Consider the following 15,026-nt stretch of genomic DNA (forward strand, 5'->3'; position numbering starts at 1 on the left):
TGGATCGCCCGGTCGAAGCCGGGCGATGACAGCGAGTGTGTGGAAACTCGATCGCGCCTCAGACCTTCCCGTCCACCATCACCTCAATCAGCTTCGTGCCCGGCCGACTGAAGGCCGATGCCAGCGTCGCCTTCAGTTCGCGAGGGTCGCTCACCTTGATCGCCTCGCAGCGTCCAGTGCCTTGGCGACGCCGGCGAAATCGACGGGCGGATCGACGAAGTCCATGCCGACGTAATTGTCGTCGCCATGGAAGGCGAGCAGGCGCTGCTTGATGATGCGGTAACCGCCATTGTTGGCGATGACGACGTTGAGCGGCAGCTTGTGGTGCGCCGCTGTCCAGAGCGACTGGATCGAGTACATCGCGCTCCCATCGCCCGAGAAGCACACGACGGGCCGATCGGGATTGGCGATGCTGGCGCCGACCGAAGCCGGCAGGCCCCAGCCGATGCCGCCGGAGGCAAGGCCGTGGTAGTCGTAGCGATCGCGGTGCGGCCGCAGCGCCGTCACCTGGCGGCTCGACGTGAGGCCTTCGTCGACCAGGATGGCATTGTCAGGCATGGCCTCGACCATTTGCAGCACAAGAAAGTCCGGATCGATCGGCGCGCGGTCCAGTTCTTCGGCGCGAGCTCGGCAAGGCGCCGCTTCGCGCGTCGCGCCAATGCCTCGCCACCCATCTCCTTCAGCACAGGGATCAAAGCGCGCAGCGTTTCCTTGAGATCCGCCTTCAGCGCGATCTCGGCGCCGTAGTTCTTCGCGATCTCCCAATCGGCGAGGCCGACCTGGACGATGCCAAGGCCATCCGGCAACGCATCGACCTCGCTATAGACCGACATCCGCAGGGGGTCGCCGCCGAGCGCGATCAGGAGATCGTAAGGCGCCAGCGTATCGCGCGCGACCTTCTGCACGCGCGCGAGCGTGCCGACGAAACTCGGGCTTTCGGAAAGGAAATGCGCGCCATAGGGCGTGGAGGATTGATAGGCCGCCGCACCCAGCAGCTCTGCGAGCTCCGCCGCTTCCTTCAGCGCGTCGCTCTTGACCACCTCGTCCATGGTGACGATCACGGGACGTTCGGCCTTGAGCAGGCGGGCGGCGAAAGCCTTCAACGATTCATCCGATGGTCTTGTCCGCGCATCGATGCGGGTGGACCGGCCGAGATCGATTCCGGCTTCGCTGTTGAGGATGTCGCCGGGCAGCGAGATGAACACCGGTCCGGTCGGCGGCGTGGTCGCCACCTTGGCGGCGCGGCGGACGATGCGCGGCAGGTCTTCCAGCCGCGTCACTTCGACCGCCCATTTCACCAGCGGCTCGGCCATCCGCACCAACGGGCCATAGAGCACCGGCTCCATCAGGCCATGGCCCTGCTCCTGCTGGCCGGCCGTGAGGATCATCGGCGTGCCCGTGAACTGGGCGTTGTAGAGCGAGCCCATGGCGTTGCCGAGGCCGGGCGCAACGTGCACGTTGCAGGCGACGAGCTTGCCCGAGGCGCGGCTGTAACCGTCGGCAATCGCGACCACCAGGCTCTCCTGCATCGCCATCACATAGGTGAGGTCAGGATGGTCCTTCAGCGCATGCATGATCGGCAGCTCGGTGGTGCCGGGATTGCCGAACAGATGCGTGATGCCCTCGTCCTTGAGCAACGCGAGAAAGGCGGAGCGGCCGGTGATCTTGTTCTTCATGTTTCCTCCAGGAGCGGGCATTGCCGCAAGGACTGAAGGCATGATGGCCGAAGTCCTGGGAGGCACGCAAGGAAGCGCGGTCATGGCTGCGTTGCGCGGGAGAGGCAAACTGCGCTCTCGTGTCCCGGACGCGACGCAACGTGCAACGTTGCGGCGCAGAGCCGGGACCCACCTTTAGCGAGGTTGCCCATGCATGGTCCCGGCTCAGCAGCGCACCGCCGAAGAGGCGCTGCGCTGCGTCCGGGGCACGAGAGCTGAGTGCGCGGCCCGCGCTACATCTCCTCCCGCCCCAGCTCGAACGGATCCTCGCCTCTCGCCCGCTTCTTCTTTTTCGAGCGCTGCCACACCACGCCCGGAAAACCCTTCAGCGGCACCAGCGGCTCGCCGGTATAGGCCCATTCCTGCAGCTCTTCGATGGCGATGTGATAGAGCGGCTGGCGGCCGGTGCGCTCTGTGAACAGGGCGCGGGGGATGTTGACCATGTGCGGACCCCGCGGACGCTCATAGGCGATCGGCGTGCCGCAATGCGAGCAGAAGCTGCGCGTGGTCTTCGTGGCCTTGTCCTCGTAGCGCGTGAGCGCAGTCTTGCCGGATGTGATACGAAAGCGCTTCTTCCAGCTTCCGACATAGGTGGCGTAAGCCGCGCCATGGGCGCGGCGGCTGGCGGCCGAGTGATCGTGCCAGGCCCAGCGCGCGGGAACGTCGATCTCGAAGGCGATCTTGCCGCAGAGGCATTGGCCGGTGGCTATCCCTGCGGCGACTGCGGCTTTGGCCATTGGGGCTCTCTCCGTCGTCATTGCGAGCGCAGCGAAGCAATCCAGAGTGCCTCAGCGGAGAGATACTGGACTGCTTCGCTGCGCAATGACGGAATTTGTGGTGGCGGTCGCGCAACAAATCAACGTCGTCATTCCGGGGCGATGCGAAGCATCGAGCCCGGAATCCATCCCACGTCTAGGTAATGCGGCCCGATGGATTCCGGGTTCGCGACTTCGTCGCGCCCCGGAATGACAGATCAGGCCGGCGTCAGCTCGTCATAGACAGGATAGTCCGTATATCCCTTCTCCTCACCGCTATAGAACGTCGCGCGGTTGTACGGCGTGATTGGATAGTCGTGCTGAAGCCGGCGGGGAAGATCCGGATTGGAGATGAAGATGCGGCCGAACGCGATGATATCCGCATGGCCGTCGGCGATTGCCGCATTTGCGGTCTCGCCGGTGAAGCCGCCGGCGGTCATCAGCACGCCGCTGTAGAGCGGGCGGAACAGCACCATTGCCGAGGGCACGTTGTCCCAGTGGACGTCGGCGCGGCCGGCGCCGCTGGAGCGCGGTTCGATGAAATGCAGGTACGCCAGGCCAAGCTTGTCGAGCGCCTTCACGACATGGGTGTAGAGCGGCATCGGATCGGGCTCGCCGGAATCATTGGCGATGCCGTGCGGCGACAACCGCACGGCGACGCGGTTCGCACCCCAGACGTCGATCGCGGCCTGCGTGACTTCGAGCAGAAGGCGCGCGCGGTTCTCGATCGAGCCGCCATACTGATCGGTGCGCTGGTTGCTGCGCGACTGCAGGAACTGCTCGAGCAGATAGCCGTTGGCGCCGTGGATCTCGACGCCGTCGAAGCCCGCGGCGAGCGCGTTTTTCGCACCCTGCCGGAACGCCTCGACGATGCCCTTGACCTCCTCGGTCTCCAGCGCGCGCGGCGTCTCGTAGTCCGCAATCTTGCCGTCGGCGGTCATCGCTTTCATGCCTTCCGCCTTGATCGGAATCGCCGAGGCCGACACCGGCAGCGCGCCGCCGTGGAAGGAGGAGTGCGAGACGCGGCCGACATGCCAGAGTTGGAGGAAGATGATGCCGCCCTTGGCGTGCACGGCATCCGTCACCTTGCGCCAGCCCGCGATTTGCGCCTCCGAATAGATGCCGGGGGTCGCCGGGTTGCCGCGTCCGTGCGAGAGCACCGGCGAGGCCTCGGCGACGATCAGGCCGCCTTGCGTTGCACGCTGGCCGTAATATTCGGCATTGAGCGGCCGCGGCGCAAAGCTCTCGCGCTCCGCCCGCATGCGCGTGAGCGGCGCCATCGCGACGCGATGCGCGAGCTTGTACGGACCGACCTGCAACGGTTTGAACAACGCCGGAAATTTCATGCTGGCCCCGATTTTCTTTGGAAGGATGCTGATCATATAGCGCGGGGCGGCCACCGGAAAGGCGCCGCCCCATACGAGGCAGATATTCCCCCTCGCGGAACGCGACGAGGGACAGGCCTTACGCCGTCTTGATCCAGACGGCTTTCACGTTGAGATACTCCTCGACGTGCTGCTTGCCGGACTCGCGGCCGTAGCCGCTCATCTTGTAGCCGCCGAACGGCACGGCCGGGTCCATCGCCTGGTAGCAGTTGACCCACACCGAGCCGGCGCGCAGGCGCTTCGCCACCGCATGGGCCTTGCTGACATCGCGCGTCCACAGGCCGGAGCCGAGGCCGAACGTGGTGTTGTTGGCGCGCTTGACCAGCTCATCCATGTCCTTGAACGCGATCGCGGAGATGACGGGACCAAAAATCTCCTCCTGCGCGATGCGCATGTTGTCCTCAACGCACGCGAACACCGTGGGCGAGACGAAGAAGCCCTTCGACAGCGCGCCTTCGGTGACGCGTCCGCCGCCGGCGAGCGCCTTTGCGCCCTCCTTCTGGCCGATGTCGAGATAGCCGGTGACGCGCTCGAGCTGCTGCTCGGAGACGAGCGGTCCGATCTGCACGTTCGGATCGAGGCCGTTGCCGACCTGCAGCTTCTTGCCGAACTCGGCGACGCGGCCGACGAATTCGTCATAAATCGACTGCTCGACGAAAAGGCGCGTACCGGCGCTGCAGATCTGCCCCGAATTGGCGAACACCGCCATCGCCGCACCCGGCACGGCTGCGTCGAGATCGGCATCCGCGAACACGATGTCCGGAGACTTGCCGCCGAGCTCGAGCGAGACGCGCTTGAGGTTGCCGGCGGAGGCACGGATGATCGACTGACCCGTGACATGCGAGCCGGTGAAGGCGACCTTGTCGACGTCGTGATGCGAGGCGAGCGCGGCGCCAGCGGTTTCGCCATAGCCGGGCACGACGTTGATGACGCCGGGCGGCACACCCGCCTCCATCGCCAGCTCGGCAATGCGCAGCGAGGTCAGCGGAGCCTCTTCCGCCGGCTTGAGCACCACGGTGCAGCCGGTCGCGATCGCAGGGCCGATCTTCCAGATCGTCGCGGTCAGCGGCCCGTTCCAGGGAATGATGGCGCCGACGACGCCGATCGGCTCCTTCAGCGTGTAGGAGAAGATCTCGCCGGGCAGCGAGTTCTCGATGGTCTCGCCGTGGATCGCCGTGGTCTGGCCGGCGTAATAGCGCAGCATGCCGACGGCGCGCAGGCGATAGGCGCGAGTGCGGCTGAGCGGCGCGCCCATGTCGAGCGTGTCGAGCTGCGACAATTCGTCGAAATTCTTCTCGACGAGGTCGGCGAGCTTCAGGAGCAGGTTCTGCCGCTCGAACGGCTTGACCTTGCTCCAGGAGCCCTCGAAGGCGCGGCGGGCGGCAGCAACCGCACGATCGATGTCTTCCTTGTCGCCTTCGGCGACGGTCGCGAGCAGCTCGCCTGTGGCGGGATTGTGGGTCTCGAAGCGCTTGCCTGAGGCTGCATCGACCCACTTCCCGTCGATCAGCATCTGCTTGTAGGATCCATTTGCAAACGGATGGCGCGTGATCGGAATAGCTTGCGACACAGCCATGGCTGCACTCCCTGTCAGGTGATTGATTGGTTCGATCTGGGCGGGATCGTTCGATCAAGGATACAGCCGGGCCGGTTGGGCGTAAAGGCAGCGCAGAACGAAGACCTCCCATGCCGACTTGTGCAGGGTCGGACTGCCGCCATGTTATAGCTCGACCGAGGCCCTCCACGGAGACGATCCATGCCACATCCCGCCATCGTCAAAGACAATGTTGCCGTCATCACGGGCGGTGCATCCGGCATCGGATTTGCCGCCGCCACCGCCTTTGCGCGCGCTAGGATGAAGGTATGTGTCGCGGATGTCGACGAGGCACGGTTGGCGGAGGCTGCAACAAAACTGTCATCCGTCACGGCTGCCGCAAACGTGATGACCTCCGCCGTCGATGTCAGCAAGGTCGAGAGCGTGACGAAACTGGAACGCGTGGTGCGCGAGCGGTTTGGCGGCACCGACATCCTCATGAACAATGCCGGCATCCAGCCGGGCAGCACGCTGTTCGGCGAACCCGACAATTGGCAGCGCATCATCGACGTCAACATGTGGGGCATCATCAACGGCTCGCGGATCTTCGCACCCCGCATGATCGCGCGCGGCAAACCGGGCCTCATCATCAACACGGGTTCCAAGCAGGGCATCACCACGCCGCCGGGCGACCCCGCCTATAATGTCTCGAAGGCCGGCGTGAAAGCATTCACCGAGGCGCTCCAACACGAGCTGCGCAACACGAAGGGCTGCCACATCACGGCGCATCTGTTGATCCCGGGCTTCGTCTTCACCGGCCTGACCGCAAAGGGACGCACCGAGAAGCCGGCCGGCGCCTGGACACCGGATGAGACGGTCGATTTCATGCTGGCACGGCTGGAAGCCGGCGATTTCTACATCCTCTGCCCGGACAACGACGTGCCGCGCGCCCTCGACGAGAAGCGCATGCTCTGGGCCATGGGCGACATCGTCGAGAACCGCCCGCCGTTGTCGCGCTGGCACCCGGACTATGCCGATGCGTTCAAGAGGTTCGTGGAAGGACAGTGACTGTGGTGAGAAGCGCGGAAACGCGCTTCTCGGAACCATGCCGGCCCCGCTCATGGGCTCGGCCCACGATCCTTCGAAACGCCGCGCGAAGAGCGCGGCTCCTCATGACGAGGAGCCGGAGCGCGACAGCACGGTGAATCAGGGGGCCCGGCTACAACGTCTCTTGCTTATGTCCACACTGCTTGCAGGCGAACTTGACGCGGGTTTGACCCTTCTCCGCCTGCACCCGGTTCGGCGCGCCGCACTTGCCGCAGACCGCCTCGATGCGGGTCGTGCCCTGCTTGACGACGATGGTCTTCTTTTCCATCGATTCGCGGATCAGGCGTTCAGCCTCCTCGCGCAGGGATTGTTTCGACAAAGCTCGTCTCCGCCTCAGGAAAGCGCGAGAGCCATATCGCACCTGCGTTCGAAGCACAATGCGTGATGAGACGGCTGGCCCCATCGACCGCATGCGAGGGGTCCCACAGCCGCGGGGGAGCGGGGGAGGCCCATTGCTCCGTCGCTACTCTATTGCCGGGACGGGCTCAAGCCGCCCCGCCAGACCAATCTGGAACGAAATCCGAATTTTGAGATGACTAGTACCCGGAATCAGAGCTGAGTGATACGGCGGCCTTTGAAACGGCGTTGACGGACCTTTTTCTTGGTCCAGACGAAGGGCTCGGCTCTGTCGTTGTATGCGTTGACGTAGGCATCGATGTGTTCCTGAAGCTGCTTGAGGCTCGTGAAGGAGGTGCCGCTGAGCGACTGCCCCTGCAAGATGGAAAACCATACTTCGACCTGATTGAGCCATGACGCACTTGTCGGCGTGAAATGAAATTGCACGTTGGGGTGGGCCTTGAGCCAGTCCTCGTTCTTTTTATGGGTGTTGAGGTTGTCGAGGATGACGTGAAGCTTGCGGTTCGGAAAAGCCGCGGTGACGCTGTTCATGAAATCGAGAAACTCGACGCGGCGCCGGCGTTTTGAATGGGTCGCGATGATCTTTCCGGTGGCGACTTCGAGCGCCGCAAACAATGTTGTGGTGCCATGCCGCTTGTAATCGTGGCTTTGGCCGGTCAAGGCGCGGCCATTGGGCAACTTCAGATAACCCTGCGCTCGCTCCAAAGCCTGGATCGAGGGCTTCTCGTCCACGCACAGCACAATGGCCTTCGCCGGCGGCGCGACATAGAGGCCGACAACATCGGCGGCTTTGGCCGTAAAGTTCGGGTCGTTGCTCTCGCACCAGGACTTGCGAGCCACCAGGTCAATCTTGTGGCTGCGCAGGAACCGCCAGACATATTGGACATCGACATCGCCCAGCGCCTCGGCCAGCAGGGGGCCGGTCCAGCGCGCAAACCCTTGCGGTGGCGGCTTATCCAGCAGCTTCAGAATCCGCTTGTCGGTCGTCTTCGTATAGATCGGCTGCTTGCCAGGCCGCGGCTTGTCTTGCAGCCCTTCAAGGCCATGGTCGGCATAGCGATGCCGCCAAAGGCTGACAATCCGCGGCTGGACCCCAACTTCCTTGGCGATCGACCGGGTGCTGCGCCCATCCGCCGCCAACAGAACTATCCGCGCCCGCTTCAAATCGCGCTGCAACGTCACCGGTGAGCGACAGCACGCCTCAAGCACCTTGCGATCTTTCCTCGAAAGGTGGACTTCTCTTGCTTCGGGTATCATCCCGACCTTGAATCACGACTCACGTTCCAAGAAAAGTTGGTACTAGGAACGAACATTCCAAGGGCCCGTTGTCGCCGTAGTTTCCCTCATAGCGCGAGCCGTCCCATGTATCACCACGTCAAGAAGCTGATGTTCACCGTGCGCGTCGACGAACCCGATCCGCGCTTCGGCAATATGCTCCTCGAGCAGTTCGGCGGCGCCAACGGCGAACTTGCGGCCGCGATGCAATACTCGATTCAGGGGCTGAACTGCGAGGATCCCGACCGCAAGGACCTGTTGATGGACATCGGCACCGAAGAGCTCAGCCATCTCGAAGTCGTCGGTTGCCTTGCCCGGATGCACCTCGCGCCTTCGAAGAACGACCGCCAGGCGGCCGAAGCCGATCCGCTGATTGCGATTGCCGGCGGCGGCGGCGTCAATCTGTTCAATTCGCAAGGCAATCCCTGGACTGCCGACTACCTCAAGATCACCGGCGAACTCGACGTCGATCTCCGCAGCAACATCGCCGCCGAAGCACGGGCAAAGATCGTCTACGAACGACTGATCAATTTCTGCGACGACGTCGGCAGCAAGGACGCGCTGCAGTTCCTGATGACACGCGAGATCACGCATATGAAGGCGTTCGCGCGGGCGCTCGAAAGCCTGTCCAAACCAGCCTTCAGCATCGGCCGGATCGCGCCGACGCCGGGCCTCGTGAACCAGTATTTCAATGACTCCACCGGCAGCGGCGACCACGGCGAAATCGACACCCGTGGTCCCTGGAACGAGGGAGAAGACTGGGTGTTCACGGAATCGCCTGCGCTCCAGTCTTCCGATCCAGGCGCACCCCCATCGATCGTCACGGAAAGTTCGCCACTCGTGGACGAGTCCGGTCTGACTGAGCTCCTGCTCCATGAGCTGCGCGACATTCTCCATGCCGAGAAGCAGCTGACCAAGGCGCTTCCCAAGATGGCGCAGGCCGCGCGGTTCGATCAGTTGCGGGAGCTGTTCGAGCAGCATCTGGCGGAGACCGAGGGCCAGGTCGAGCGCATCAACGAATGCTTCGAGCTGCTCGGCGAGAGCGCTCGCGCCAAGCCGTGCAAGGGCATGATGGGCCTGATCGAGGAAGGCCAGGAAGTCATGAAGGAAGGCGAAGAGAAGGAGGACGCAGCGGCCGACCTCGCGCTGATCTCGGCGGCTCAACGCGTCGAGCACTACGAGATGTCCGGCTACACCACCGCGCGCAACCTTGCGCAGCAGCTCCGGCACAGCGCCATCGTCGCGCTGCTTTCGAAGTCGCTCGCGGAAGAGGAGAACGCCGATCTCCTGCTCAATCAGGTGGCGCGGTCGCTGATGTCGGTGGCGAAGATGCCCGCAGCGCTGGAGCAGGCAGAATAGACCGCGCCCGTCACGACGCGCAGACGCGCAGAGATCAACCGCCCCGCGCCATCCAGCGCGGGGCGGAAGGCATAACTATCCCAAGCGTGCTTCCATCAAGTGTGGCGGCTCCGGCCTGCGCGGCCGGCGAGCGCAGTTCCAACCGCGCCGCGCTCGCGCGCAGCATCGCCGCGTCGAGCCTGCCCTGACGCGATGCATCCAGAGCACAGGAAAAGACCCGATAGAATTGCGCGGCGTCATAGGCGACCAGCAACATGTCGACGCCGGCGTTGATCGCCTCCACCACGGCCTTGCAGACGTCGTTCTGGTAGATTGCGCCCATGACGAGATCGTCCGTCATCACCACGCCCTGGTAAGCCCACTTCCCACGAATGATTCCCTCGACCACGGATCGACGGCGGTGAGCGTGACATGGCCGACCATCAGAGCGCTCCGCGAGTGCGACAGCACCTCGCGGAACGGGAGCCAGTCGGTCGCCTCCAGTTCCTTCACCGGCGTATCGAGACTGGCGCTGAAATGATGCGTGTCATCGCGCACACGCCCGATGCCGGGGAAATGCTTGAGCGTGGCACCGACGCCCGACTCTTCCAGCCCCCGGACGTAGGCGCTCGCGATCGTGCTGACGACCGCGGGATCGGCCGCGATCGCGCGCTGGCCGATCAGCGTGTGAAAATCGAGGCGATTGCGGCGAACCGGCGGCTTCAGGTCGAGCACCGGCGCGAGATTGAGGTTGACGCCGAGATCGGCAAGCTCTCGGCCATGGATGCGGCCGAACTCTTCCGCCCTGGCCTGCTGGTCGCCGGGCGCGAGCCCGGTGAGCGTCGCCAGCGCCGGCACCTTAGTCAGCGGCGGCGCGAGATGCCCGACGATGCCGCCCTCCTGATCGGCCGCGACGACCAGCGGCGGCAGGCCTGCGGCGCGCCTCTTGTCCTGAAGCGCCGCGATCTCGGCCCGCAGCGCCTCGACCGTCCGTCCCCGGATGTTGTGCCGGGTGACGTAGACGCCGCCGATCAATCCCTGCTCGGCGAGACGCGCAACCTCCGGAAAGGACGAATATCCGACCATGAAATGTGGTCCGAGCTGGCGAGCCTCAGCGGCGCTGGCGCCGAGGACATCATGCTTGCGCAGCTCGAACCTGACATGCGCGGCCGACATCAGAACCGGCGGCAGGCACCAGAGCAAGACGAGGAGCATGCCCGTAATGCTGCGCCAATGCCCGCGACGCAGCAGGACGATGACGACCAGGATGCTTGCGACGACAAGGGCGATATTTCCGGCGCCACGCAGCACGAGCAGATAGGGATCATTCTTGTTCACAGCCGCGAATGCGGCGAGCGGCGCGGCCAGCCAGAGCAGGACGAAGCAGAGGCGATTGAGGAATTGCATGATGCAGCACACGCGATTGGAGCGATGCTTCGCAACTATCAAAGCGGTTGACGCTGCGCGAGAGACAAACTCGGGTCTGCACGAAAACTGCAAAGGACTCCTGAAACCGTGCTGACGATGATCCCGGCTTCTGCACAAGCGCCGTCCAGAATTCGTGATGTACCCATCACGGAGAATCTTCTGGACATGACGAGCCTGGCTTCGACGTCGACGACGGACATTCCACCGATCAGGCCTTCGGCGCTGTCGGCCAAGCTCGCAATGGCACTGCTGCTCGCCGCACTTGCCGACTTTCTGCTCTACGGCCGGCGGATCGGACTGTCGCTGGTGATCCTGGCCGTCGCGATTGCCTGCGCCTCGCTGCTTGCCAACCGTGCGGCGCTGGACTTTCGCCGCGCAGTGACCGGCGGCGCGATCGTTGCACTCGGTCTCGTGCCGGCCGTAGAAGAGCTCAACGCGCTTTCGTTTCTGATCCTCGTCGCAGCGCTGGCCATCGCCTTGTTGCTCGCAACCAATCCGGAGACGACCAGCCTCGCGGACCGCGTCCGCGCGCTGCGAAACCTTGTCCTGTTCGGTCCCTTCAGATTCTTCCCCGACGCGCTTCAGGTCTTCAGCATGTCGGCGTTCACCCGCAGCATCGCGCTCTGGCTGATGCCGGTGGTGCTGAGCACCGTGTTCGTGGCGCTGTTCGCCGCCGCCAATCCGGTGATCGAGCAATGGGTGTCGCTGCTCAATCCGAAAGTCATCCTCGAATATGTCAGCGTCTGGCGCGTCCTGTTCTGGACCTTGATGCTAGCGCTGGTCTGGCCGTTCATCCATGTGCGCTGGCGGCGCAAGAAGGTTGCCGCCGCCACCGAAACGGACGTCGCGGAGCCGGCGCCGCTCTTCGCGTCGCCGGAGTTTCTGGGCCCCTCCACCATCCTGCGCTCGCTGATCCTGTTCAATCTGCTGTTCGCGGCACAGTCGATTCTCGACGGCATCTATCTCTGGGGCCACGTCGCGCTGCCCGACAATGTAACCTATGCATCCTACGCCCATCGCGGCGCCTACCCGCTGATCGCGACCGCGCTGCTCGCCGCCGCCTTCGTCCTGGTCGCGATGCGACCGGGCGGACCGGCCGAGAAATCGAAGGTGATCCGGCCACTGGTCTATCTCTGGATCGGGCAGAACGTGCTTCTGGTCGCCTCGTCCATCCTCCGCCTCGATCTCTACGTCGACATCTACATGCTGACTTACTGGCGCATCGCGGCCTTCATCTGGATGGGGCTGGTCGCGCTCGGACTGGTCCTGATCGTGACCCGGCATCGCCCTCAACCGGTCCAACCAATGGCTGATCGGCGCCAACCTGATCGCGTTGACGATCGTGCTGTACGGCTGCTCGCTCGTGAACTTCGACGCCTTCATTGCCGACTACAATGTCACCCACAGCCGGGAAGCATCGGGCCAAGGCGTGCAGATCGACATCAACTATCTCCTGACGCTCGGGCCGCAAGCGCTGCCCGCCATCGACAGGGCGATCGCGCTGCGGCCCGGCGCCGGCGAGGGCTGCCTTGTGTCACAGCGAGACAGGCTTGTAGAACAGCAGCGCCAGGACCTGGCCTGGCGGAGTTGGGGCTTCCGAAGCTGGCGGCTCCAGCGCAGGCTGGACGCCCAGGCGGAAGCCAGGTCCGGCAGCCGGTTGGCGGGCTGACGAGGCAACGGAGAATTTCTTGGCGCATCGCATTCTCATCGTCGACGACGAGGGGCACATCCGCGAGGTCATCCGCGTCGCCCTGAAGAAGGCCGGCATGGACGTGATCGAGGCGCGCGACGGCAAGGAGGCGCTCAGCCGCTTTGCCGCCGACAGGCCCGATCTGATCGTGCTCGACATCGGCATGCCCGAGTTCGACGGCCTCGACGTCTGCCGCGAGATCCGCAAGACGTCCGACGTACCGATCCTGTTCCTGTCGGCGCGCGACGAGGAGATCGACCGCATCCTCGGCCTCGAGATCGGCGGCGACGACTACGTGACCAAGCCGTTCAGCCCGCGCGAGCTGGTGGCGCGGGTCAATGTCATCCTGCGCCGCCTCAACCCGCGCAATGGCGAGGCCAAGGCCGTTCCTACAGCGCTGGCGCAAGGGGGCCTCCTGATCGATCCCGAACAGCACGTCGCGTCCTTTGCCGGGACGCCGCTGAAGCTGACCGCGATCGAGTTCGGCATTTTGCGCGCCTTCCTGACGCGACCGACCTCGGTGTTCAACCGCGAGCAGTTGATGCGGGCGGCCTATCAGCTCAACATCCAGGTCTCCGACCGCACCATCGACAGCCACATCCGCAACATTCGCGCCAAGCTCGCGGCGCTGGCCTGCGACAACGTCATCGAGACCATCCACGGCGTCGGCTTCAAGCTCGGGCGCTGCGAGAAAGAGGCATGAGCGCGGCGCCTGACAAATGGCGGCCGTCGCTTGGGCTCGTCATCTTCACGGTGTTGGCCACCGTCGCCATCCTGCCGCTGGTTGGCCTCTTCTTCTTCCGCCTCTACGACAACCAGCTCATCCGCCAGACCCAGGCCGAGCTGATCGCACAGAGCCGCGTACTGGCGACGATCTATGCGCAGGAGGTCACGGCGAGGCTCGACAGCGGCCTGACGCTCGGCGCCGAGGTGCCGCCTGGCGTGCTGCCCGATCCCGGCGACCCGGTCACGCCGATCCGCCCTGGGCTCGACCTCACTGCAAACGATCTGCTGCGGCGGCGGCCGGATGCCCAGGCTGCAGCCCGGCCGGCGCAGCCCGCCTATGTCGAGATCGGCGCAAAACTGACGCCGATCATCCGCGAAACCCAGAAGGTGACGCTGGCGGGCTTCCGCATCCTCGATCCGCGGGGCGTGGTGATCGCCGGCCGGCAGGAGGTCGGGCAATCCCTTGCGCATATCGAGGAGGTCGCGGACGCGCTGCACGGGCAATACCGCGCTACCTTGCGCAACCGCGTGCCGGACAAGCCGCCGCCGCCGATCTATTCCTTCAGCCGCGGCCTCGGCGTGCACGTGTTCTCGGCGATGCCGGTCATCGTCGACAATCGCGTCGCGGGGGTGATCTACGCCACGCGGACACCGAGCAACATCTTCGACCACCTCTACCAGGAGCGGGCCAAGTTCGTGCTGGCGGGGCTTACGGTCATCCTCGGCACGATCGCGATCGGGCTCGTGTTCTCACGCACCATCACGCTGCCGATGCGCGAGCTGATCGATCGCGCCGCGAGAATCGGCCGCGGTGACCGCGAGGCGTTCCGGCCGCTCCGGCACTACGGCACACGGGAGTTCGCCCAGCTCTCGCACAGCTTCCTCGGCATGGCCGAGCAGCTGGCGCGGCGTTCGGACTACATCGCGACGTTCTCGGCACACCTCACCCACGAGCTGAAATCGCCGCTGACCTCGATCAAGGGCGCGGCCGAGCTGTTGCAGGATTCACTTCAGGGCAAGGCCGAGGGCCTGACGCCGGCCGAGCAGAAGACATTCATCGCCAACATCCTGTCCGACACCCAGCGGCTGGAGGCGATGGCGCAGCGGCTCCGCGAGCTCGCCCGCGCCGAAAGCCTGCCGCAGAACGAGCGCACGGAGCTCGCGCCCGTGATCGCCGACCTCAGAAACAGGTTTCCGGCAAGCTCCATCGAAGCCAGCGGCAGCCTCGACCGGCCGATCGGCATGTCCGGCGAGAAGGCGGTGATCGTGCTGTCGCATCTCGTCGACAACGCGGTGCGGCACAAGGCGAGGACCATCAGGCTGGAGGCCGCCGACGAGCGCACGACCCTACGGCTGACAGTGAGCAACGACGGCGAGTTGATCTCGGCGCCCAACCGCGACAGGATTTTCGACGCTTTCTTCACCACCCGCCGCGACCAGGGCGGCACCGGGATGGGGCTGGCGATTGCGCGTGCGGTAATGGCGAGCCATGGCGGCGCGATCAGGCTCAAGCCGGCCGACGACGGCGTCGCCTTCGAGCTCCAATTCCCTGTGGCCTAGATCGCGAACACCCAGGCGGCGACGATGGTGCCGATGGTGACGAGACCAGCGATGGTCCAGCCCGCGGCATATTCAAGCTCAGGATGACCGGTCGCCCGCATGATCTCTATCGGATCGGCGGTATGCTTCTCTGCCATGACAGCCTCGCACGTTTCT

General features: G+C 64.6%; 10 protein-coding genes and 3 pseudogenes. 5 read left to right on the top strand and 8 right to left on the bottom strand.

Annotation, left to right across the window (positions count from 1 at the left end):
* Positions 1 to 58: 58 nt before the first annotated feature.
* The 4 genes and pseudogenes from ABIF91_RS11440 to ABIF91_RS11455 all read right to left on the bottom strand — a co-directional run bounded on the left by ABIF91_RS11440 (position 59) and on the right by ABIF91_RS11455 (position 5,431).
* Positions 59 to 1,676: pseudogene (locus ABIF91_RS11440) on the bottom strand (thiamine pyrophosphate-binding protein).
* Between the two features lie 272 nt (positions 1,677 to 1,948).
* Positions 1,949 to 2,452, bottom strand: a complete 504-nt coding sequence (locus ABIF91_RS11445; protein ID WP_028180478.1) for a GFA family protein — start codon at positions 2,450 to 2,452, stop codon at positions 1,949 to 1,951.
* Between the two features lie 236 nt (positions 2,453 to 2,688).
* Positions 2,689 to 3,816 (bottom strand): alkene reductase, encoded by a 1,128-nt coding sequence (locus ABIF91_RS11450; RefSeq protein ID WP_028180479.1) that lies wholly within the window; start codon positions 3,814 to 3,816, stop codon positions 2,689 to 2,691.
* Between the two features lie 118 nt (positions 3,817 to 3,934).
* A complete protein-coding gene (locus ABIF91_RS11455; RefSeq protein WP_028180480.1) occupies positions 3,935 to 5,431 on the bottom strand; it encodes an aldehyde dehydrogenase family protein in 1,497 nt (498 codons plus the stop codon).
* 180 nt (positions 5,432 to 5,611) lie between these two features.
* Between ABIF91_RS11455 and ABIF91_RS11460 the strand changes: the two genes are divergently transcribed.
* Entirely contained in the window at positions 5,612 to 6,457 is an 846-nt protein-coding gene (locus ABIF91_RS11460; protein WP_028180481.1) for an SDR family NAD(P)-dependent oxidoreductase, read from the top strand.
* A gap of 151 nt (positions 6,458 to 6,608) precedes the next feature.
* Here ABIF91_RS11460 and ABIF91_RS11465 read toward each other — a convergent pair whose 3' ends face one another.
* Entirely contained in the window at positions 6,609 to 6,815 is a 207-nt protein-coding gene (locus ABIF91_RS11465) for a hypothetical protein (protein WP_028180482.1), read from the bottom strand.
* A 230-nt stretch (positions 6,816 to 7,045) separates the two neighbouring features.
* Positions 7,046 to 8,110 carry an IS630-like element ISRj1 family transposase gene (locus ABIF91_RS11470; protein ID WP_026192128.1) on the bottom strand — a complete coding sequence of 355 codons (1,065 nt, stop codon included), beginning with the start codon at positions 8,108 to 8,110 and terminating at the stop codon, positions 7,046 to 7,048.
* A 105-nt stretch (positions 8,111 to 8,215) separates the two neighbouring features.
* Between ABIF91_RS11470 and ABIF91_RS11475 the strand changes: the two genes are divergently transcribed.
* Positions 8,216 to 9,487 (top strand): DUF892 family protein, encoded by a 1,272-nt coding sequence (locus ABIF91_RS11475; RefSeq protein ID WP_028180483.1) that lies wholly within the window; start codon positions 8,216 to 8,218, stop codon positions 9,485 to 9,487.
* 34 nt (positions 9,488 to 9,521) lie between these two features.
* Here the strand turns inward: ABIF91_RS11475 and ABIF91_RS11480 are convergent.
* Positions 9,522 to 10,873 (bottom strand): annotated as a pseudogene (locus tag ABIF91_RS11480) (glycoside hydrolase family 3 N-terminal domain-containing protein).
* A 186-nt stretch (positions 10,874 to 11,059) separates the two neighbouring features.
* Here ABIF91_RS11480 and ABIF91_RS11485 point away from each other — a divergent pair.
* The 3 genes and pseudogenes from ABIF91_RS11485 to ABIF91_RS11495 all read left to right on the top strand — a co-directional run bounded on the left by ABIF91_RS11485 (position 11,060) and on the right by ABIF91_RS11495 (position 14,870).
* A pseudogene (locus tag ABIF91_RS11485) lies at positions 11,060 to 12,563 on the top strand (DUF4153 domain-containing protein).
* A 19-nt stretch (positions 12,564 to 12,582) separates the two neighbouring features.
* Positions 12,583 to 13,287 (top strand): response regulator, encoded by a 705-nt coding sequence (locus ABIF91_RS11490; RefSeq protein WP_028180485.1) that lies wholly within the window; start codon positions 12,583 to 12,585, stop codon positions 13,285 to 13,287.
* Positions 13,284 to 14,870 (top strand): ATP-binding protein, encoded by a 1,587-nt coding sequence (locus tag ABIF91_RS11495; RefSeq protein WP_028180486.1) that lies wholly within the window; start codon positions 13,284 to 13,286, stop codon positions 14,868 to 14,870. The genes ABIF91_RS11490 and ABIF91_RS11495 overlap by 4 nt, the downstream gene beginning before the upstream one ends.
* On the opposite strand, the gene ABIF91_RS11500 is transcribed toward ABIF91_RS11495, so the two are convergent.
* A complete protein-coding gene (locus ABIF91_RS11500) occupies positions 14,867 to 15,007 on the bottom strand; it encodes a hypothetical protein (protein WP_162832037.1) in 141 nt (46 codons plus the stop codon). The two genes, ABIF91_RS11495 and ABIF91_RS11500, sit on opposite strands and share 4 nt — an antisense overlap.
* Positions 15,008 to 15,026 lie beyond the last annotated feature (19 nt).

This window comes from Bradyrhizobium sp. USDA 241 (genome assembly GCF_049739505.1).
Classification (GTDB): Bacteria; Pseudomonadota; Alphaproteobacteria; order Rhizobiales; family Xanthobacteraceae; genus Bradyrhizobium; species Bradyrhizobium liaoningense.

Excerpts from the sequence above, each read along its gene's own strand:
- ABIF91_RS11445 (WP_028180478.1), bottom strand. The coding sequence starts at position 2,452 with ATGGCCAAAGCCGCAGTCGCCGCAGGGATAGCCACCGGCCAATGCCTC.
- ABIF91_RS11450 (WP_028180479.1), bottom strand. The coding sequence starts at position 3,816 with ATGAAATTTCCGGCGTTGTTCAAACCGTTGCAGGTCGGTCCGTACAAG.
- ABIF91_RS11455 (WP_028180480.1), bottom strand. The coding sequence starts at position 5,431 with ATGGCTGTGTCGCAAGCTATTCCGATCACGCGCCATCCGTTTGCAAAT.
- ABIF91_RS11460 (WP_028180481.1), top strand. The coding sequence starts at position 5,612 with ATGCCACATCCCGCCATCGTCAAAGACAATGTTGCCGTCATCACGGGC.
- ABIF91_RS11470 (WP_026192128.1), bottom strand. The coding sequence starts at position 8,110 with ATGATACCCGAAGCAAGAGAAGTCCACCTTTCGAGGAAAGATCGCAAG.
- ABIF91_RS11475 (WP_028180483.1), top strand. The coding sequence starts at position 8,216 with ATGTATCACCACGTCAAGAAGCTGATGTTCACCGTGCGCGTCGACGAA.
- ABIF91_RS11495 (WP_028180486.1), top strand. The coding sequence starts at position 13,284 with ATGAGCGCGGCGCCTGACAAATGGCGGCCGTCGCTTGGGCTCGTCATC.
- ABIF91_RS11500 (WP_162832037.1), bottom strand. The coding sequence starts at position 15,007 with ATGGCAGAGAAGCATACCGCCGATCCGATAGAGATCATGCGGGCGACC.